General features: G+C 47.0%; 9 protein-coding genes. 2 read left to right on the top strand and 7 right to left on the bottom strand.

Annotated elements, in window-relative coordinates; all coding sequences use genetic code 11:
* Nucleotides 1–317: 317 nt before the first annotated feature.
* Complete coding sequence (locus OCV39_RS07995) at nucleotides 318–14,543, top strand: Ig-like domain-containing protein (RefSeq protein ID WP_261888235.1); 14,226 nt, start codon at nucleotides 318–320, stop codon at nucleotides 14,541–14,543.
* Nucleotides 14,544–14,630: 87 nt separating this feature from the next.
* Here the strand turns inward: OCV39_RS07995 and OCV39_RS07990 are convergent, their stop codons facing one another.
* Nucleotides 14,631–15,824 carry a class I SAM-dependent methyltransferase gene (locus OCV39_RS07990; RefSeq protein ID WP_136996003.1) on the bottom strand — a complete coding sequence of 398 codons (1,194 nt, stop codon included), beginning with the start codon at nucleotides 15,822–15,824 and terminating at the stop codon, nucleotides 14,631–14,633.
* A 146-nt stretch (nucleotides 15,825–15,970) separates the two neighbouring features.
* Nucleotides 15,971–17,374, bottom strand: a complete 1,404-nt coding sequence (locus OCV39_RS07985) for a methyl-accepting chemotaxis protein (protein ID WP_261888234.1) — start codon at nucleotides 17,372–17,374, stop codon at nucleotides 15,971–15,973.
* Nucleotides 17,375–17,471: 97 nt separating this feature from the next.
* On the opposite strand from OCV39_RS07985, the gene yccX reads away from it, so the two are divergent.
* Entirely contained in the window at nucleotides 17,472–17,756 is a 285-nt protein-coding gene (gene yccX, locus OCV39_RS07980) for an acylphosphatase (protein WP_171757536.1), read from the top strand.
* Nucleotides 17,757–17,806: 50 nt separating this feature from the next.
* On the opposite strand, the gene OCV39_RS07975 is transcribed toward yccX, so the two are convergent.
* The 5 genes from OCV39_RS07975 to OCV39_RS07955 all read right to left on the bottom strand — a co-directional run bounded on the left by OCV39_RS07975 (nucleotide 17,807) and on the right by OCV39_RS07955 (nucleotide 22,281).
* Nucleotides 17,807–18,136, bottom strand: coding sequence for a TusE/DsrC/DsvC family sulfur relay protein (locus tag OCV39_RS07975; RefSeq protein WP_017053325.1), 330 nt, complete (start codon nucleotides 18,134–18,136; stop codon nucleotides 17,807–17,809).
* A gap of 144 nt (nucleotides 18,137–18,280) precedes the next feature.
* Nucleotides 18,281–18,949 (bottom strand): Bax inhibitor-1/YccA family protein, encoded by a 669-nt coding sequence (locus OCV39_RS07970; RefSeq protein WP_017053326.1) that lies wholly within the window; start codon nucleotides 18,947–18,949, stop codon nucleotides 18,281–18,283.
* Nucleotides 18,950–19,183: 234 nt separating this feature from the next.
* Nucleotides 19,184–19,954, bottom strand: a complete 771-nt coding sequence (locus tag OCV39_RS07965) for an amino acid ABC transporter ATP-binding protein (RefSeq protein WP_113796625.1) — start codon at nucleotides 19,952–19,954, stop codon at nucleotides 19,184–19,186.
* A 22-nt stretch (nucleotides 19,955–19,976) separates the two neighbouring features.
* Nucleotides 19,977–21,074, bottom strand: coding sequence for an amino acid ABC transporter permease (locus OCV39_RS07960; RefSeq protein WP_261888233.1), 1,098 nt, complete (start codon nucleotides 21,072–21,074; stop codon nucleotides 19,977–19,979).
* 1 nt (nucleotide 21,075) lies between these two features.
* On the bottom strand, nucleotides 21,076–22,281 hold the full coding sequence (locus OCV39_RS07955; RefSeq protein WP_261888232.1) for an amino acid ABC transporter permease: 1,206 nt from the start codon (nucleotides 22,279–22,281) through the stop codon (nucleotides 21,076–21,078).
* Between the last annotated feature and the right edge of the window lie 59 nt (nucleotides 22,282–22,340).

Genomic DNA, 22,340 nt, shown 5'->3' with positions numbered 1-22,340 from the left:
ATATGTTAAAGATCGAACGAATAATACTAACTTTTACCACCGAAGGTTAACTTATTTTTATAAATACGAGGTGTGGTATAAATCATTGGTTTCATTTGTTTTTGAGGCTTGACTTATAATTATGTGTAGGTTTTGTGTGATATTGCTCCATTTTTATGTGTGATGGGAATCAATATTTTGTAATCGTTTGGTTAACGGAATGTCGTTTTGAGCTGATGTTGAATATGTTTAATGTTATCTTATTAATTATATAAATAGGACCAATGTCAACTTATTGACGACATTGTTAATAACTAGACGGTTTAGCAGAGGCTCATATGGATTTTAGTGCTTTAGTTGCAGGAGGTATCTCCTCATTAGATCAAATAATGGTCATCGACCTTAACGGTAATGTGAAGGTTTTAAAAGAGGGTGAAATAGTACTTCCTGGAGAGCTTGTCATTGAAAATAATATTTCTGATATGACGGATCTCACTGCTTCTGAAGCACAGGTTAGCCGAGTTAATGATCAAAATGAACTTGATGACATCACAGATGACATCGAGCAGATATTCGCTGCATTGGAAGAGGGGCAAGACCCAACGCAAATTAATGAAGAATTTGCAACGGCAGCAGGTACAAATTCTGGTTCAAGCCTAATAACAAGCGGAGCCGTAGAGCGTGATGGAGCGGAAGTTCTCGCTGATACGAATTTTGTTACATCAGGGTTAGAAGCATTAGGCTTGTCACAAACACAAAGTTTGTCTTTGCTTGAGGCGTATCAGACGTCGTCAGCAACACCAGTATTACCAATAACACTTGATGCACCAACCGTGGTGATCACCGAAGATACCAACAATGACGGCACGTTAGCCAACAGTGAAATCGATGGTTTGGTCGATGTCCTTGTGACGCCGCCAGCCAATGCCAACGTGGGCGATACCTTAACCGTATCGGGTCAACCGGATCGCGTGTTGACGCAAGGCGACTTGGATAATGGCGTCAGCTATCAATATCCTGTTCCAGCGGATGGCGAGTCACTGACCGTGACGGCCACCGTGACAGACCCATCGGGCAATACGTCGCCACAAGCCAGCGACAGCGTGACGGTCGGAGATACGACCGCGCCAGAGGCCCCAACGGTGGTGATCACTGAAGACACCAACAATGACGGCACGTTAGCCAACAGTGAAATCGACGGCTTAGTCGATGTCCTTGTGACGCCGCCGGCCAATGCCAATGTGGGCGATACCTTAACCGTATCGGGTCAACCGGATCGCGTGTTAACGCAAGACGATTTAGATAACGGAGTAACGTACCAATACCCGGTACCAGCGGATGGCGAGTCACTGACGGTGACGGCCACCGTGACAGACCCATCGGGCAATACCTCGCCACAAGCCAGCGACAGCGTGATTGTGGGTGATACCACGTCGCCAGGCGCCCCAACCGTGGTGATCACTGAAGACACCAATAATGACGGCACGTTAGCCAACAGCGAAATTGACGGCTTAGTCGATGTCCTTGTGACGCCGCCGGCTAATGCCAACGTGGGCGATACCTTAACCGTGCCGGGTCAACCGGATCGCGTGTTGACGCAAGGCGACTTGGATAATGGCGTCAGCTATCAATATCCTGTCCCAGCGGATGGCGAGTCACTGACGGTGACGGCTACCGTGACAGACTCATCGGGCAATACCTCGCCACAAGCGAGCGACAGCGTGACCGTCGGCGATACCACAGCGCCAGATGCCCCAACGGTGGTGATCACAGAAGATACCAACAATGATGGCACGTTATCTAACAGTGAAATCGACGGCTTAGTCGATGTCCTTGTGACGCCACCTGCTAATGCCAATGTGGGCGATATTTTAACGGTGAACGGCATTGATATCGAATTGACTCAGGCTCACATTGACACAGGGAAAGTGTTGACCACAGTCGATACACCGGCGGAAGGTACGATCCTGACCGTGGAAGCAACCATTACGGATGCGGCGGGCAACGTGTCAGAGAAAGGCAGCGACAAAGCGAAAGTGGATACCACGGCGGACGCAGGTGCGCCAAGCGTTAGCATCGTGGATGACGCGAACAACGATGGTGTGATCAACAAAGATGAGCTGGATAATGACCAGGTTCAAGTGAAGGTTGACGTGAACCACGCCGAGTTGATGAAAGGCGGTGAAGTGACGTTGAGTATCAACGACAGCGTTGTGTCATTGATACTGGATGGCAATGCACTTGTGAACGCAGATGGCACAGCGCAAAGTACCTACAGCTACAGCAACGGTGTGATTACTTGGACCGCAAACGTGACCGATAGCAACAGCATTAAAGTGGATGCGACGCAAAGCGACCTCGACGGAAACGTTTCACCAAAAGGGAGTGATCAAGCTGTAGTAGACATCACTTACGGTGAAGACGGCGACGATGATGGCGATACCATCACACAGCCAACGGTGAGCATCACAGACAGCACAGCTGACGATAACGATGATGAGATCACAGGTACCGAGACAGCGACCATCAGCGGCAACATCGGTGAAACCGCAGCGGCGACCGTGGACTTGGTGATCAGCGATGGCGACGACAGCACGGCAGATATCGTTCTGAACGACGTGACGGTGAAAGCGGACGGCACCTTCGAAGTGCCAAACGTGGACGTGAGCAGCCTGAAAGATGGCACCTTGACTGTGGACGCGACGTTCACCGACCAAGATGGCAACGTAGAGACCGCAGACGACACGGTTGCGAAAGACACCACTTACGGTGACGAGACAGATGAGCCAGCCGATGGCATCACACAGCCAACGGTGAGCATCACAGACAGCACAGCTGACGATAACGATGATGAGATCACAGGTACCGAGACAGCGACCATCAGCGGCAACATCGGTGAAACCGCAGCGGCGACCGTGGACTTGGTGATCAGCGATGGCGACGACAGCACGGCAGATATCGTTCTGAACGACGTGACGGTGAAAGCGGACGGCACCTTCGAAGTGCCAAACGTGGACGTGAGCAGCCTGAAAGATGGCACCTTGACTGTGGACGCGACGTTCACCGACCAAGATGGCAACGTAGAGACCGCAGACGACACGGTTGCGAAAGACACCACTTACGGTGACGAGACAGATGAGCCAGCCGATGGCATCACACAGCCAACGGTGAGCATCACAGACAGCACAGCTGACGATAACGATGATGAGATCACAGGTACCGAGACAGCGACCATCAGCGGCAACATCGGTGAAACCGCAGCGGCGACCGTGGACTTGGTGATCAGCGATGGCGACGACAGCACGGCAGATATCGTTCTGAACGACGTGACGGTGAAAGCGGACGGCACCTTCGAAGTGCCAAACGTGGACGTGAGCAGCCTGAAAGATGGCACCTTGACTGTGGACGCGACGTTCACCGACCAAGATGGCAACGTAGAGACCGCAGACGACACGGTTGCGAAAGACACCACTTACGGTGACGAGACAGATGAGCCAGCCGATGGCATCACACAGCCAACGGTGAGCATCACAGACAGCACAGCTGACGATAACGATGATGAGATCACAGGTACCGAGACAGCGACCATCAGCGGCAACATCGGTGAAACCGCAGCGGCGACCGTGGACTTGGTGATCAGCGATGGCGACGACAGCACGGCAGATATCGTTCTGAACGACGTGACGGTGAAAGCGGACGGCACCTTCGAAGTGCCAAACGTGGACGTGAGCAGCCTGAAAGATGGCACCTTGACTGTGGACGCGACGTTCACCGACCAAGATGGCAACGTAGAGACCGCAGACGACACGGTTGCGAAAGACACCACTTACGGTGACGAGACAGATGAGCCAGCCGATGGCATCACACAGCCAACGGTGAGCATCACAGACAGCACAGCTGACGATAACGATGATGAGATCACAGGTACCGAGACAGCGACCATCAGCGGCAACATCGGTGAAACCGCAGCGGCGACCGTGGACTTGGTGATCAGCGATGGCGACGACAGCACGGCAGATATCGTTCTGAACGACGTGACGGTGAAAGCGGACGGCACCTTCGAAGTGCCAAACGTGGACGTGAGCAGCCTGAAAGATGGCACCTTGACTGTGGACGCGACGTTCACCGACCAAGATGGCAACGTAGAGACCGCAGACGACACGGTTGCGAAAGACACCACTTACGGTGACGAGACAGATGAGCCAGCCGATGGCATCACACAGCCAACGGTGAGCATCACAGACAGCACAGCTGACGATAACGATGATGAGATCACAGGTACCGAGACAGCGACCATCAGCGGCAACATCGGTGAAACCGCAGCGGCGACCGTGGACTTGGTGATCAGCGATGGCGACGACAGCACGGCAGATATCGTTCTGAACGACGTGACGGTGAAAGCGGACGGCACCTTCGAAGTGCCAAACGTGGACGTGAGCAGCCTGAAAGATGGCACCTTGACTGTGGACGCGACGTTCACCGACCAAGATGGCAACGTAGAGACCGCAGACGACACGGTTGCGAAAGACACCACTTACGGTGACGAGACAGATGAGCCAGCCGATGGCATCACACAGCCAACGGTGAGCATCACAGACAGCACAGCTGACGATAACGATGATGAGATCACAGGTACCGAGACAGCGACCATCAGCGGCAACATCGGTGAAACCGCAGCGGCGACCGTGGACTTGGTGATCAGCGATGGCGACGACAGCACGGCAGATATCGTTCTGAACGACGTGACGGTGAAAGCGGACGGCACCTTCGAAGTGCCAAACGTGGACGTGAGCAGCCTGAAAGATGGCACCTTGACTGTGGACGCGACGTTCACCGACCAAGATGGCAACGTAGAGACCGCAGACGACACGGTTGCGAAAGACACCACTTACGGTGACGAGACAGATGAGCCAGCCGATGGCATCACACAGCCAACGGTGAGCATCACAGACAGCACAGCTGACGATAACGATGATGAGATCACAGGTACCGAGACAGCGACCATCAGCGGCAACATCGGTGAAACCGCAGCGGCGACCGTGGACTTGGTGATCAGCGATGGCGACGACAGCACGGCAGATATCGTTCTGAACGACGTGACGGTGAAAGCGGACGGCACCTTCGAAGTGCCAAACGTGGACGTGAGCAGCCTGAAAGATGGCACCTTGACTGTGGACGCGACGTTCACCGACCAAGATGGCAACGTAGAGACCGCAGACGACACGGTTGCGAAAGACACCACTTACGGTGACGAGACAGATGAGCCAGCCGATGGCATCACACAGCCAACGGTGAGCATCACAGACAGCACAGCTGACGATAACGATGATGAGATCACAGGTACCGAGACAGCGACCATCAGCGGCAACATCGGTGAAACCGCAGCGGCGACCGTGGACTTGGTGATCAGCGATGGCGACGACAGCACGGCAGATATCGTTCTGAACGACGTGACGGTGAAAGCGGACGGCACCTTCGAAGTGCCAAACGTGGACGTGAGCAGCCTGAAAGATGGCACCTTGACTGTGGACGCGACGTTCACCGACCAAGATGGCAACGTAGAGACCGCAGACGACACGGTTGCGAAAGACACCACTTACGGTGACGAGACAGATGAGCCAGCCGATGGCATCACACAGCCAACGGTGAGCATCACAGACAGCACAGCTGACGATAACGATGATGAGATCACAGGTACCGAGACAGCGACCATCAGCGGCAACATCGGTGAAACCGCAGCGGCGACCGTGGACTTGGTGATCAGCGATGGCGACGACAGCACGGCAGATATCGTTCTGAACGACGTGACGGTGAAAGCGGACGGCACCTTCGAAGTGCCAAACGTGGACGTGAGCAGCCTGAAAGATGGCACCTTGACTGTGGACGCGACGTTCACCGACCAAGATGGCAACGTAGAGACCGCAGACGACACGGTTGCGAAAGACACCACTTACGGTGACGAGACAGATGAGCCAGCCGATGGCATCACACAGCCAACGGTGAGCATCACAGACAGCACAGCTGACGATAACGATGATGAGATCACAGGTACCGAGACAGCGACCATCAGCGGCAACATCGGTGAAACCGCAGCGGCGACCGTGGACTTGGTGATCAGCGATGGCGACGACAGCACGGCAGATATCGTTCTGAACGACGTGACGGTGAAAGCGGACGGCACCTTCGAAGTGCCAAACGTGGACGTGAGCAGCCTGAAAGATGGCACCTTGACTGTGGACGCGACGTTCACCGACCAAGATGGCAACGTAGAGACCGCAGACGACACGGTTGCGAAAGACACCACTTACGGTGACGAGACAGATGAGCCAGCCGATGGCATCACACAGCCAACGGTGAGCATCACAGACAGCACAGCTGACGATAACGATGATGAGATCACAGGTACCGAGACAGCGACCATCAGCGGCAACATCGGTGAAACCGCAGCGGCGACCGTGGACTTGGTGATCAGCGATGGCGACGACAGCACGGCAGATATCGTTCTGAACGACGTGACGGTGAAAGCGGACGGCACCTTCGAAGTGCCAAACGTGGACGTGAGCAGCCTGAAAGATGGCACCTTGACTGTGGACGCGACGTTCACCGACCAAGATGGCAACGTAGAGACCGCAGACGACACGGTTGCGAAAGACACCACTTACGGTGACGAGACAGATGAGCCAGCCGATGGCATCACACAGCCAACGGTGAGCATCACAGACAGCACAGCTGACGATAACGATGATGAGATCACAGGTACCGAGACAGCGACCATCAGCGGCAACATCGGTGAAACCGCAGCGGCGACCGTGGACTTGGTGATCAGCGATGGCGACGACAGCACGGCAGATATCGTTCTGAACGACGTGACGGTGAAAGCGGACGGCACCTTCGAAGTGCCAAACGTGGACGTGAGCAGCCTGAAAGATGGCACCTTGACTGTGGACGCGACGTTCACCGACCAAGATGGCAACGTAGAGACCGCAGACGACACGGTTGCGAAAGACACCACTTACGGTGACGAGACAGATGAGCCAGCCGATGGCATCACACAGCCAACGGTGAGCATCACAGACAGCACAGCTGACGATAACGATGATGAGATCACAGGTACCGAGACAGCGACCATCAGCGGCAACATCGGTGAAACCGCAGCGGCGACCGTGGACTTGGTGATCAGCGATGGCGACGACAGCACGGCAGATATCGTTCTGAACGACGTGACGGTGAAAGCGGACGGCACCTTCGAAGTGCCAAACGTGGACGTGAGCAGCCTGAAAGATGGCACCTTGACTGTGGACGCGACGTTCACCGACCAAGATGGCAACGTAGAGACCGCAGACGACACGGTTGCGAAAGACACCACTTACGGTGACGAGACAGATGAGCCAGCCGATGGCATCACACAGCCAACGGTGAGCATCACAGACAGCACAGCTGACGATAACGATGATGAGATCACAGGTACCGAGACAGCGACCATCAGCGGCAACATCGGTGAAACCGCAGCGGCGACCGTGGACTTGGTGATCAGCGATGGCGACGACAGCACGGCAGATATCGTTCTGAACGACGTGACGGTGAAAGCGGACGGCACCTTCGAAGTGCCAAACGTGGACGTGAGCAGCCTGAAAGATGGCACCTTGACTGTGGACGCGACGTTCACCGACCAAGATGGCAACGTAGAGACCGCAGACGACACGGTTGCGAAAGACACCACTTACGGTGACGAGACAGATGAGCCAGCCGATGGCATCACACAGCCAACGGTGAGCATCACAGACAGCACAGCTGACGATAACGATGATGAGATCACAGGTACCGAGACAGCGACCATCAGCGGCAACATCGGTGAAACCGCAGCGGCGACCGTGGACTTGGTGATCAGCGATGGCGACGACAGCACGGCAGATATCGTTCTGAACGACGTGACGGTGAAAGCGGACGGCACCTTCGAAGTGCCAAACGTGGACGTGAGCAGCCTGAAAGATGGCACCTTGACTGTGGACGCGACGTTCACCGACCAAGATGGCAACGTAGAGACCGCAGACGACACGGTTGCGAAAGACACCACTTACGGTGACGAGACAGATGAGCCAGCCGATGGCATCACACAGCCAACGGTGAGCATCACAGACAGCACAGCTGACGATAACGATGATGAGATCACAGGTACCGAGACAGCGACCATCAGCGGCAACATCGGTGAAACCGCAGCGGCGACCGTGGACTTGGTGATCAGCGATGGCGACGACAGCACGGCAGATATCGTTCTGAACGACGTGACGGTGAAAGCGGACGGCACCTTCGAAGTGCCAAACGTGGACGTGAGCAGCCTGAAAGATGGCACCTTGACTGTGGACGCGACGTTCACCGACCAAGATGGCAACGTAGAGACCGCAGACGACACGGTTGCGAAAGACACCACTTACGGTGACGAGACAGATGAGCCAGCCGATGGCATCACACAGCCAACGGTGAGCATCACAGACAGCACAGCTGACGATAACGATGATGAGATCACAGGTACCGAGACAGCGACCATCAGCGGCAACATCGGTGAAACCGCAGCGGCGACCGTGGACTTGGTGATCAGCGATGGCGACGACAGCACGGCAGATATCGTTCTGAACGACGTGACGGTGAAAGCGGACGGCACCTTCGAAGTGCCAAACGTGGACGTGAGCAGCCTGAAAGATGGCACCTTGACTGTGGACGCGACGTTCACCGACCAAGATGGCAACGTAGAGACCGCAGACGACACGGTTGCGAAAGACACCACTTACGGTGACGAGACAGATGAGCCAGCCGATGGCATCACACAGCCAACGGTGAGCATCACAGACAGCACAGCTGACGATAACGATGATGAGATCACAGGTACCGAGACAGCGACCATCAGCGGCAACATCGGTGAAACCGCAGCGGCGACCGTGGACTTGGTGATCAGCGATGGCGACGACAGCACGGCAGATATCGTTCTGAACGACGTGACGGTGAAAGCGGACGGCACCTTCGAAGTGCCAAACGTGGACGTGAGCAGCCTGAAAGATGGCACCTTGACTGTGGACGCGACGTTCACCGACCAAGATGGCAACGTAGAGACCGCAGACGACACGGTTGCGAAAGACACCACTTACGGTGACGAGACAGATGAGCCAGCCGATGGCATCACACAGCCAACGGTGAGCATCACAGACAGCACAGCTGACGATAACGATGATGAGATCACAGGTACCGAGACAGCGACCATCAGCGGCAACATCGGTGAAACCGCAGCGGCGACCGTGGACTTGGTGATCAGCGATGGCGACGACAGCACGGCAGATATCGTTCTGAACGACGTGACGGTGAAAGCGGACGGCACCTTCGAAGTGCCAAACGTGGACGTGAGCAGCCTGAAAGATGGCACCTTGACTGTGGACGCGACGTTCACCGACCAAGATGGCAACGTAGAGACCGCAGACGACACGGTTGCGAAAGACATCACGGCGAACGTAGGTGCGCCATCAATAACAAACATCACCGATGATTCAACTGATTCGGACTACTCTACGGTGACCTTACACGGTACAGGTAGTGAACCTGGTAATACAATCGAAGTCTTCGCTAAAGATTCCTCTGGACTTTACGTATCAATCGGCACTGCATTCGTTGTCGTTGGTGACCCGTCTCCAACTTGGACGCTGGACATTTCGTCTGAAAGTGCAATTCCACTAAACGATAACGAATTCCTGTACGCGAAGGAAAAGGACTCTGACGGCAACACTAGTGAAGCCTCCGATACAGTTCATTACTACCACGGTGATTTCGATCCTGCACTATCTGAAACTACAGATGATTATGTACTTCTTGGTGCCGGTGATGACGAATTCATCGTTAATCAAGATGATGAAAACGATAAGCTCGTAGCCGACGGTGGAGCCGGAACAGATACAGCGAAATTTGACTTTGCGAAAGATGCGCAAGGTGTAACCGTTACGATTAACGCTAACGGTGAAGTTGTGGTTGTTGACCCACAAGGCGATACAAACATCTTTAGAGAGTTCGAGAATTTTAATTTTGATGGCGAAGTCATTACTAAAGATCAAATCCTTCAGCCTGAGGTCACAATCATTGATGCTGATAATATCTTGACTCAGATTGAGCTTGGGCAAAACGTTAATTATACCGTCAAGCTTCCGGTTGGAGCCGCAGTTGGCTCTGTGTTAATTGTAACGATTGAAGGAGTTGCACAAGCACCAATTCAGCTCACACCACAGCACCTAAGTGATGGCAAGTTAGACTTAAGCCTTCCTGGAAGTGACGTGGTTGGAACTGAATTGACGATAGACGCTCAAATCACTTTAGCAAATGGTCAAATCGGAGAATCTGGTTCAGATGACATTGACGTTAATACAGCACCTAGTGCAGTAGATAATGGCTTAAATAGTGTAAATGAAGAGACGATTGTTACTATTGCTAAGTCAGATTTATTAGCAAATGACTCGGATTCAGACAACGATAGCTTCAGTATCACAAATGTTGATAACGCTGTCGGAGGCACGGTTACAATTAGTGGCAATAATGTAGTGTTTACTCCGACAGAGCACTTTAACGGTAAGGCATCATTCAATTACACGATTACGGATGAGCACGGTGATACTGATACAGCAACTGTTGAATTTGTTTATGACGCTGTTAACGATAAGGCGACTATTACTGGTATTGACACTGGTGAGGTCACGGAAGTAGACGGTTCAGTTATTTTAAGTGATACAGGAATACTGATCTCGACGGATGTCGACAACGTAGACAACAGATTCCAAACTAGTGTTATCGATGTAGAACACCCTTCTGAAGGTGCGCCTCACGGCTCATTAACGATGACTGAAGCAGGCGTTTGGACATACAACGTTAATAACAGTCATATCGAATCATTAGCAGTTAATCAGACCCGAATTGAAAGCTTTATTGTTAAATCTGAAGATGGTACTGAACATCAAATTGATGTAAAAATTACTGGTACAAATGACGAGCCAACCGTAAGTGGGGCAGTAACTAGAACAGTTGCTGAAGATAGTATTACTTCTATCGATTTACTGCAAAATGCTTCGGATGTGGACGATGGGCACTCGTTGTCGATTGTCGATGTAGGGTCATTACCAGATGGTGTTTCAGTATCTGAGTCTACTTTAACTATCGATACTAGCCATGCATCTTATCAGCATCTTGATAAAGATGATTCAATGGACGTGACTGTTATATATAAAGTGAAGGATGAACATGGTGCAACGGTTGATCAAAGTGCCGTTATCACTGTTACAGGCACCAATGACGAGCCCATAGCACAGAACTTCAAGCTAACGACGGATAGTGACGGGGAAGCAGAGTTTAAATTTACAGATATTGATTTGAACTTAGTGACTCAAGATTCAGCAGTGTCAGATATTGAGGATGATCATGATGGAACCACGTTGAAGATTGTGATTGATGAAGATCCACTGTTTGGAGACTTTTACATCGCTGGAACTGAGCAGAAAGTTGTTAAAGGTGCAGAAATCAAGGCTGATACCAAATTAGAGTATCGCGCCGCGGACGATGCAAACGACAAACTAAGCTTTGATGCAGTTGATTATATTAATGATGGAAATAGCGTTGGTAGTTCAGTTAAGGAAATTGTTATTGGTGGTGTGAGTATTTCCGGAGGTGTGTATGCTGGAGATATGGAAAGTGGTGCGACATTAACGAAAGCAAACCTTGGTTATGACTCAAGTGATAAAGACCGTGGGTTTGGTGTTAACTCGACTGGTGATGTAGATAATGAAATAAGTTCGGATGCGAAAGAGTATCTGCAGATTGAGTTTGCCGAAGGGGTTACAGTAACAAGTGCCGATATTACTTTTGCCAGTATGCATGGTCATTATGATAAAGGTGCAACGCAAAATGCGCAGGTTAATATTTTCCTTTACCGTGATGGGGTACATGTAGAAACGCTAATTCTCGATGCGGATAATGGCGATACGTTATCAAATTCGTTGGCAACGAAGACTATCGAGTTTTCTGATGGTTTTGATGAAATTCGCGTTACAACAACAGCTAACAATAATTCGAACTTTACCGTGAGAGGCGTTGAGGTTAATGAATCAACGATTAGTGAAAGTATCGATTATCATGCGGTTGATTCTGACGGTACAGACAGTAATACAGCACAAATTACGGTTGATGGTACAACATCAGATGCTCAACCTGATGTCAATGTTCAGATTGGAGAACCGTCAGTAGTTAAGGCTTCTGAATTAGCCGAACATAGCGGAGTCCGTCGTTTTGATTCATTGGCCAGCGCAAAACTGGAGTATTCAGCATCCGGAAAGCTAATTAACGAAGGTGATCATAGGCAAGATGCACTTTCGCATAAAAATATGGATGCGGATTACTTAATGATCGCGCATGGTGGGCACAATGAAACCTTAACTGCACAATATGGGGACTTTAATGACATTCTAGTCGGTGGTGATGGGGTGTTGGGCAACTCAGATAGCGATAAACAAGATTCACTTCATGCTAGAGGCGGAGACGATATATTAATCGGAGAAGGTGGTGATGATGGCCTTTATGGCGGGACCGGCAACGATACTGCGGTATACGCTGGAAACTTTGACGAATACGATGTTTCTGACGTAAAAGTTGTATCTGGTAACTCTACATTCTTTACTGTGGAAGATGAAGGCTATGACGCTGCAGGGCGTTCTAATGAAGGCGATGATGATCTATATGATGTTGAGTATCTCCAATTTGCTGATGGAATATTCCACTGGGATGGTGATAGCTGGGAAAATATCGAACAAACGTACCTTGAGTACCCATTAGATATTGACGCATCGGTAGGTGACATCACAAGTGATACTATTCATTCTTTAACGATCGAAGGGTTACCTTCAGGATCCGAAGTTGTAAATAGCAATGGTGACGTTGTTGGTTCACTAAATGGAGATGGTACGTGGTCAGTACCTGTAACCAGTGGTCAGACTGAAATTAATATTGATGGATTATCAGTACGAATCCCTCAAGGGGAGCAACTTTCTATCAATGTTAAAGTTGAAGCAATTGACTCAGGTAATAATGATATTGAGTCGAGTGAGGCATCAGCAACAGCGCCGCATGAGGTGTTTGTTGTTCAAGAAGTAACACCGCCAACCTTGATTTCATTGGTATTGGACTCATCTGGTAGTATGGACGATTATTCACACAATGGCGTAACAAGAATGAACTTGATGCTTCAAGCATCTGTAGCAATGCTGCAGGACGTGAAGTCGCAACCTGGTTCAAACGAAGTTCACGTTCAATTGATCGATTTTGATAATAGAGTATCAGGCGATGATGAAGAGAATATGTCTCCAATTGGCTGGTTTACTGTTGAAGAAGCGATAGCAATACTCACTTCTGCTCAAGCTGGTTCAGTTGAAGTAGGTGGATCCACTTATTTTGAAGTGACAGGCGGTACGGATTACGAGGAAGCGGCATACGCGACCATAAATGGCTATGGCAGCCTGCCAACCGGTATTGATGCATCAAACACCAATGACGTTGTTTATTTTATTAGTGATGGTGCAAGTAATGGTGGTTGGGACAGCGATGCTGACAAAGCTTGGAATGACTTTACTAAAGATAAAGACGTAACGGCGGTAGGTGTTGTTAAATCAGTTACCTCCAGCACAAATATCGATAATTTAGAAAGTATATCTAACAAGGTTGTTTATATCCCTGATAGTGAGCTAATAACGAAGTTGCCTCAGCTGGCTCCAGTTATCGGCCAAGCGGGCGAGTTGTTAGGTAATATTAGCAATCAAGCCGTAGTTATTGATGTTGATAAGCTTAATGTACTACAAGAAATAGGTGTGGATGGTAGCCAGTCTAAGTCATCTCTAGTTGCGACAATTGTTGATGGCGAGTTGAAGCTAGCTACTGACTATGGTGATTTGATCATCAATAGTGATGGGAGTTATGTGTTCCAACATATAGCTACCGCGCCTACGGTTGATAGTGGAAAAGCTTTGGGTCTAGAAATTATGTATACAGTTCGTGATGGAGACGGAAATGAGTCTCAGCAATTATTATCGTTAAACATCAGTGCCCAAGGTGAGGCCAATTTAGCGCAAAGTCATGCACAAGCCGGTTCTACTGCGGATGATCTTTTAGTAGGTACTGACTTCGATGATATTCTTCTCGGTGGAGATGGTGAAGATACTTTAGTTGGCGGTTTAGGCAACGATATCTTAACTGGTGGTGACGATGCAGACCTATTTAAATGGGTTGATGGTGATTTAGATGGAAGCACAGATCGAATCACTGATTTCAGCATCACTGAAGGAGATAAGGTCGACTTATCCGATTTGTTTATTGATACACCAACTCAACAACAGGTTGATGAGTTATTAGATAACATTGAAGTTGAAGGTGACGCAGATAATTCTTCGATGGTAATTGAAACACCAGTCCAGCAAGTGACCATTGAATTTGATGGGTTATCGGCCGCTGATTTAACTAATAACTTAAGTAACATCTTGGTCATCAAAGACGACTAAGTTATTCATAAAGCCAAAAAAACCGAGATTGAAACATCTCGGTTTTTTATTGCACAATAACTTAAAGTACTATTCTTTTGCCTGCCCCTACAACACTTTACAAGCAAAACCTTTTAGGTAAAAACCTTCTGGGTAAGCAGTGTCGGTAAGGTGATCTGCGGCTTGTTCAAAACGCTCTACAAATTTTACACTTCGGCCAGCATCTAATGCGGCATCTGCAATGATTTTTTGGAACAGATCTGCTCCCATTAAACCAGAGCAAGAGTAAGTCAGTAAGGTGCCACCTGGGTTTAAAATCTGCATTGCCAACATGTTGATATCTTTATAACCGTTCGCACCAGATGTTAAGTTGTTCTTGCTAGATACAAACTTTGGTGGGTCCATGATAACAACATCAAACTTTGTACCTTGGTCGCGGTATTCACGCAATAGTTTGAATACATCCGCATTCAAGAACACTGCGCGTTTTTTGGAAATATCAAATTCATTGATTTCAGCGTTGTGTTTAGCCGTATCTAATGCAGGTTGAGATACGTCTGCATTGATTACACGTTTTGCTCCGCCTTTCAGTGCGTATAGTCCGAAACCACCGGTGTATGAGAAACAGTTTAAAACGTCTTTGTTTTTAACGTATTTCATTGACTCTTTACGGCTGTCACGCTGATCAAGATAGAAGCCCGTTTTGTGGCCTTCAACAATGTCGACACTGATTTTGATGCCATTCTCTTCAATCACAACAGACTTAGGTGGCTCTTCGCCATGAAGAACACCCACAGTTTGCTCCAACCCCTCTTTTTTACGAACTGCAACATCAGAACGCTCATAAACATTACACTCAGGGAAGCAATGAACTAACGCTTCAACTAGAATCTGTTTATTTAATTCAGCGCCAGCACTAAGCAGTTGGCAAACAAGAAAGTCTTGGTATTTATCAATGGTAATGCCCGGCAACCCATCTGATTCAGCTGCAATTAAGCGATAACCTGTAAGACCGTCACGTTCAATAATCTCTTCGCGTAGAAGTTGAGCATTTTGAATTCGTTTAATGAAAAACTCTTTATTGATCTCTTCTTTTTCAAAACTCCAAACACGAGCTCGAATTTGCGAAGTAGGAGAGTACGCTGCTTTAGCTAGCCATTTGCCGTTCTGCGCAAATACGTCGACAGTTTGACCTGATTGAGGCTCACCTTCCACTTTGTCAATACCACGTGAGAATACCCACGGATGCTTACGTCGAAGTGATTTGTCGCGGCCTTTTGCTAGATAAATTGCAGGAGTCATTGAGATGCTCTATATATTGAATCAAAAAATGGCGTGTATTGTCGGTGATGCGGTTGGGAAAAGCAATGTATCACCTAAAATAAGAAAAGGGCTACAAAACTTGCAGCCCTTGAATAGGTGTAAAACAGCGAATGTAGAGTTACCTGCTACGCTTTTAAGCCTGTGAGTAGTCCTTCCATTTCATCGCTTTGTTTGCGGAGTTGTTCAACATTTTTATTCGATGCAGAAATCATTTCACACACATTGTTTGATTGATTACGAATTTCCTCAACACTTGCCGCAATATTATCAGCAACAACGCCTTGCTCTTCTGCCGCTGTCGCGATTTGAACGCTACTATCAGAAATAGACTGGTTTTTGTCTGCAAGGTGGCCTATCTCTTCATTAACTTCAGCCATTAAGGATTGACCCTCATTTGCATTGTTAACCGTCACTTCCATCAGTTGAGTCAAAGATTGGCTATTGCGCTGTAATGATTCAATCATACTTTGAATTTCAACAGTCGCTTGTTGGGTTCGACCTGCAAGCGCTCTTACTTCATCAGCAACAACCGCAAACCCGCGTCCTTGTTCACCAGCACGAGCAGCCTCGATTGCGGCATTTAACGCAAGTAAATTTGTCTGCTGGGAGATAGCATTGATGGTTGTGACAACTTCGTCAATTTGCGCAGCATTCGCGTCCAATTCTTCAACTGCTTGAGAAGCTGAAGTAATCTCGTTCGATAGATTCGAAATCGACTCAAGAGTCGTACTCACTTTTACCTGTCCGCCTTGGGCAACACTGCGAGCATCTTCTGTTTGTGTGCTGGAATCATGTGCAAGGTTAGCAACTTCACGGATTGTAGAAGCCATCTCTTCAGTCGCACTTGCTAGCGAATTCAGATGTTCTTGCTGAGTATTGGAAACGTCGGAACTTTGTTGTGTTGATAAATTCAAATCAGAGCTAATTTGCTGCATAAGTGCAACAGACTCTTGAATCGAAAGTACCATTTTTTGTTCGCGTTCAGCGACTTTATCAATAGCAATAGCGATCGTACTGAATTCGTCTCGTACTAAGAAAAAGTTCATGCGCTCAGTTAAATTACCACTCGCTAGAACACTTAGAGCCTTATTCATTGTAAACATAGCACCACCAATGAAGGTCATGATGTAGTAAACCGCGAGAGCTATTAGAGATAAAGCGACAAAAATGATGACTAAGTGAGTGGTTGAAAGTGAAGCCCACAACGTTAGATTGTGAGATGCGACGATGCTAAACGCCCCGTCCATTACTGACACAGAACCAACACCATTACCAATCTGAATGGTTTCTGAATTACTTAATAAATTGCTTACTTCCGCGCGAGTGAGTTCTCCAGCTTCAATTAAGTTTTTGGTTAGAATAAGTTCATCTTGAACCAGCTGATTAAGCATGGAGTCTGCTGAACTGCTGAGCACGAAAGAGAGGATCACCAGAGCAAGTACCGGTAATAAGAAAAGGAGGTAGAATTTTTCTTGAATTTTAAGGTGTATAAGATATTTATCGATCCAGCGGAATGGAATCTCTTTCATAGTGCTATGCTCTAATTTAGATGGTAAAAACCTACAACAGAAAGTAGGTATAAAGACTCGTGAAATATAGCACTCAATTGACAAAATAGGTGTTTAGATGACTCAAAAATGTGAAAGGTTTATCGTATTTGGTGTGGTTCAAGGCGTAGGTTTTCGATATTACACATCAAGACAAGGGCTGGAATCTAATGTGACTGGGTACGCTAAAAATTTAAATGATGGTAGTGTCGAAGTCATGGTCTGTGGGCAAAGCGATAATGTTGAGATATTTGCAAAATGGCTAGCACATGGGCCTAAATCAGCAACCGTTGATTCAATCATCAGAAGTGGTCCACTAGATCGTGAGGAAGAATGCAATATAAAGGGGTTTGAAATACTGTAGAAGGGTCTACAGTATTATTTAAAAATCCCGAGAGCTTATCGAAACTTGTTTTATAAGCATTTCGCTGGTTTTGGGAGCCCTGCTAATTTTGTCGCTTGCTTTGCTGGGCCTTGTTTGAACAGTTTAAAAAGATACTTACTGTTGCCTTTTTCAGGACCATGTTCTTTTTCTATCGCTTTAACCAACATACGCACTGCTGGAGATGTTTTAAACTCTTCATAAAACTTTCGAACAAATAGAATAACTTCAAGGTGAGCATCCGTTAGTTCGATGCCTTCTTCTTTAGCTAAATGTGGGATCAAATCTTCGCTCCACTGTGTGTAATCTAACAGATAACCTTGAGCGTCAGTTTCGATAGTTTTGCCGTTGAATTCAAGCATGGTAATTCCACTAATGTTTAACAAGTATTTAAATAGTTATCAGATAGGGTAGCGCAGCCGAGGTCAACTTCTCAAGCACATCTTTCTGCTGATACAAAAAAGCCCAAGGTTTTGGCCTTGGGCTTAGTCATATCAATTAAGTCATTAGTCGTTGTTGGTGATACCAAGAATACTCAACAGGCTAATGAATAGGTTCAGAATATTTAGATACATAGAGATTGTTGCGTTGATGTAGTTTGTCTCTTCACCACGAACAATACGGCTAGTATCAAATAGAATGAAACCAGAGAATACCATTGCAGAGATGCTACTGATTGCAAGTTGAGCCATTGTTGAACCAACAAAGATATTGATCAAACCCGCTGCAATAACAACAATAAGACCAGCAATCAAGAAGCTACGCATGAAAGAGAAATCTTTCTTAGTCGTGATTGTGTATGCAGATAAAGATAAGAAAACTAAACCTGTTAAACCAAGAGCTTGAGCGATTAGGCTAGGGCCATTTGGAATCGCAGCGTAGTGATTTAGCATTGGACCAAGAGCACCACCCATTAAAGTAGTGAATACGAAGGTCCACACAATACCTGCAGATGAATTAACCGCTTTAGGCATAACAAAAAATAGAATACCGATTGCAGCAACTTGCATTACTAGCGCCATCATTGATGACATCTGCATCGCCATAGTCGCAACGGCAGCAATAGCACTTGTGATTAGTGTCATTGATAGTAGGAAATAAGTATTTTTAAGTACTTTGTTTGTTTCTAATGTGCTCTCTACGCTTGATGAGCGAGATACCATTGGGCTATTCATAATCTTCCTCGATAGAGTGACTTAATATTTATATGAACAGTTATGGGGCTGAAAGTTCAAAAAATCAAGTCTTTTTAGTGTTGTTCTTAAATAAAATAATAATAAAAATAAAAGCTTAAGTGTTAGCTAAGATGTAACATTATATTTCATCCATTATAAGTCTATGAGCTTATGAGGAAAATAAAAGAGAGGCACTTAGCATGCCTCCCTTAAGTTTTACCGCCTGCAACAGGTTTAGTGGTGCAATATTTGACTTAAGAAATTTTGAGTTCGATCAGACTGAGGATTTTCGAAGAAATCGACAGGGTTATTTTCTTCAATAATTTCTCCGGCATCCATGAATATTACTCGATCTGCCACCTCTTTCGCGAAACCCATTTCGTGAGTAACACAGAGCATTGTCATACCTTCATCTGCTAGTTCAACCATAACATCCAATACTTCACGAACCATTTCAGGGTCGAGTGCAGAGGTAGGTTCATCAAAAAGCATAACTTGAGGGCTCATACAGAGAGAACGAGCAATAGCCACACGTTGTTGCTGACCACCAGAAAGTTGTCCTGGGAACTTGTCGGCTTGATCTGGGATCTTTACACGCTCTAAATACTTCATTGCAATTGCTTCTGCTTCCTTTTTAGGCATTTTCTTAACCCAAATAGGCGCAAGAGTGCAATTTTCAAGTACTGTTAAGTGTGGGAATAAATTGAAGTGCTGGAAGCACATCCCAACTTCTTTTCGTACGGCTTCGATATTTTTTAAATCTTCGGTTAATTCATTACCTGATACAAAAATATGCCCTTTTTGATGCTCTTCAAGTCGGTTAATACAACGAATCATCGTTGATTTACCAGAGCCAGAAGGGCCACAGATAACGATTTTTTCGCCTTTACGAACTTCAAGATTAATATTCTTTAGTACGTGAAATTCGCCATACCACTTGTTCATATCCTTGAGTTCAATCATCAACTCTTGACTATCATTTGTATTCGATTGTTGCTGCGTCATAATACGTCCTTGATCTTTTTAATTATCGTTTGTGGCCGGTGTGAAGTTTGTTTTCAAGCCATATCGAATATCTCGACATGCTAAAACAGAACACCCAGAACACTAACGCGACAAATACATAACTTTCGGTGGAAAACCCTAACCATTCAGGGTCAGTGTTTGCGGCTTGACCAATACCAAGTACATCAAACATACCGATGATGAGTACGAGACTGGTATCTTTAAACAAGCCAATAAAGGTATTAACAATAGATGGAATCGTGATTTTAAGCGCCTGAGGGAGAATGATTAATCCCGTTTTTTTCCAGTAGCTTAAACCTAATGCATCTGCAGCTTCATATTGGCCTTTTGGAATGGCTTGTAGACCACCACGAATTACTTCCGCCATATAGGCTGCACTAAATAGAACTACCCCGATTAATGCTCGAATCAACTTGTCTGTTTCAGAACCTTCAGACAAAAATAGTGGCAGCATTACTGAAGCCATAAAGAGTACTGTAATTAACGGAACGCCACGCCACACCTCGATATAGATGGTACACATGCTTCGTATAATTGGCATCTCAGAACGACGGCCCAGTGCCAAAGCGACACCGATAGGCAAGGAAACCACAATGCCCACTAGAGCAATGATAAGCGTAACCAGTAAGCCACCCCATTTATGGGTTTCAACGACTTCAAGGCCAAACACGCCACCATAAAGTAGACCAGCAACAAAGAATGGGTATATGTTAACGAAAACTAACCAAATCCAAAGTCGCTTTGGCGTTTTTTCGTAGGCGAGTAGGCCAACGAAAATAGCTAACGTTGCATAGAAAAGTTGAGGTCGCCATAGTTCAGCTTCTGGGTAAAAACCGAACATAAATTGATCCCAACGAACGCTGATAAACACCCAACAGGCGCCATCACTGGTACAGGCATCTCTTGTGCTTCCAAGCCAATCGGCATTGAGAATTGCCCAGTCAAATATTGCCCAAAATAAAGAGAAGCCTAAATAGGCTAAAACAATAGTCACTACTGAGTTAACAGGGCTATTAAAAAGATTTTTTCGAAGCCAACCTACCGCACCGACAGTGTTTGCAGGTGGTGGAAGGCTTGGTTGAAATTCATGTATGCTCATCTTATCTCTCCACCAAAGCAACTTTGCGGTTATAGATATTCATCAATGCAGATGTCAAAATACTCAATGTGAGATAAACACCCATTGTCATTGCAATGATTTCAATCGCTTGCCCAGTTTGGTTGAGGGTTGTCCCTGCAAAAACCGAAACTAAATCAGGATAACCAATCGCCATCGCTAGGGATGAGTTTTTGGTTAAATTCAAATATTGACTGGTCAATGGTGGAATGATGATCCTCAGAGCTTGCGGAATAACAACTAACTTTAAGGTTCGTGAACGAGGTAAACCTAATGACATGGCAGCTTCAGTTTGCCCGTGACTAACGGCGTTAATCCCTGATCGTACAATTTCGGCAATAAACGAAGCGGTATAGATACTTAGTGCGAGCATTAAGGCCGCAAGTTCAGGAATAATGCTGATACCACCACGGAAATTGAACCCTTTTAATTCAGGATATTCAGCCGTGATAGGTTGTCCCATAATAAAAAATATGATCGTCGGAATGACAATACATAAACCAAAAGCGATTCGTAATAAAGGCGTTTGTTGACCCGTTAGTTTTTGCTTGTTTTTGGCCCAAATGCTAATGAACAATGTCGCAATGATGCCGGCAATAAAAGCTGCGATGACAAAAGCACTACCTTGTTCAAAAACAGGAGCGGGAAAATATAAACCACGAACATTAAGGAATATTGCTTCACCTAAACTCATACTTTGACGAGCAGATGGTAGCGCTTGAAGTACAGCAAAGTACCAAAAGAATATTTGCAATAGAAGTGGAATATTACGGAAAATTTCAATGTAAATTGCTGCGAAACGGCTAACCAACCAGTTATTAGATAGTCGAGCAATCCCGACAGAAAAACCGATGGCTGTCGCTAGGATAATACCAAGAACTGAAACTAAAGCCGTGTTCAAGAGGCCGATAACAAATGTTCTTCCATAAGAAAATGTTTCGTCGTACTCAACAAGTGTTAAGCCAATACCAAATCCAGCTTCTTCAGATAAGAAACCAAAGCCAGTCGCGATACCTCTAGCATCAAGATTGGTTAAAGCATTATTTACTATGGTGTATCCGAAAAAGAGCAGTGCAGCAACCGCAAGTATTTGGAAGATGACTGAGCGAAAGGTAGGGTTATAAAATAGGTTTGCACTCTTAGCAGTTGGTTTTGCCTGCATACTTGGTACATTATTATTAGGTTTCATACAACATTAACCTCAAATCCATTTAGGAAAGGGCGGCATTCCACCGCCCTTCAATAACA

The organism is Vibrio cortegadensis, assembly GCF_024347395.1.
Lineage (GTDB): Bacteria > Pseudomonadota > Gammaproteobacteria > Enterobacterales > Vibrionaceae > Vibrio > Vibrio cortegadensis.
The sequence above is the reverse complement of the archived record's forward strand: the minus strand, read 5'-3'. Positions and strand labels throughout refer to the sequence as shown.

What these genes read in the sequence shown, in the direction of transcription:
- OCV39_RS07975 (WP_017053325.1), bottom strand. Translation starts at nt 18,136, where the DNA reads ATGCTTGAATTCAACGGCAAAACTATCGAAACTGACGCTCAAGGTTAT.
- yccX (WP_171757536.1), top strand. Translation starts at nt 17,472, where the DNA reads ATGACTCAAAAATGTGAAAGGTTTATCGTATTTGGTGTGGTTCAAGGC.
- OCV39_RS07960 (WP_261888233.1), bottom strand. Translation starts at nt 21,074, where the DNA reads ATGAGCATACATGAATTTCAACCAAGCCTTCCACCACCTGCAAACACT.
- OCV39_RS07990 (WP_136996003.1), bottom strand. Translation starts at nt 15,824, where the DNA reads ATGACTCCTGCAATTTATCTAGCAAAAGGCCGCGACAAATCACTTCGA.
- OCV39_RS07955 (WP_261888232.1), bottom strand. Translation starts at nt 22,281, where the DNA reads ATGAAACCTAATAATAATGTACCAAGTATGCAGGCAAAACCAACTGCT.
- OCV39_RS07965 (WP_113796625.1), bottom strand. Translation starts at nt 19,954, where the DNA reads ATGACGCAGCAACAATCGAATACAAATGATAGTCAAGAGTTGATGATT.
- OCV39_RS07985 (WP_261888234.1), bottom strand. Translation starts at nt 17,374, where the DNA reads ATGAAAGAGATTCCATTCCGCTGGATCGATAAATATCTTATACACCTT.
- OCV39_RS07995 (WP_261888235.1), top strand. Translation starts at nt 318, where the DNA reads ATGGATTTTAGTGCTTTAGTTGCAGGAGGTATCTCCTCATTAGATCAA.
- OCV39_RS07970 (WP_017053326.1), bottom strand. Translation starts at nt 18,949, where the DNA reads ATGAATAGCCCAATGGTATCTCGCTCATCAAGCGTAGAGAGCACATTA.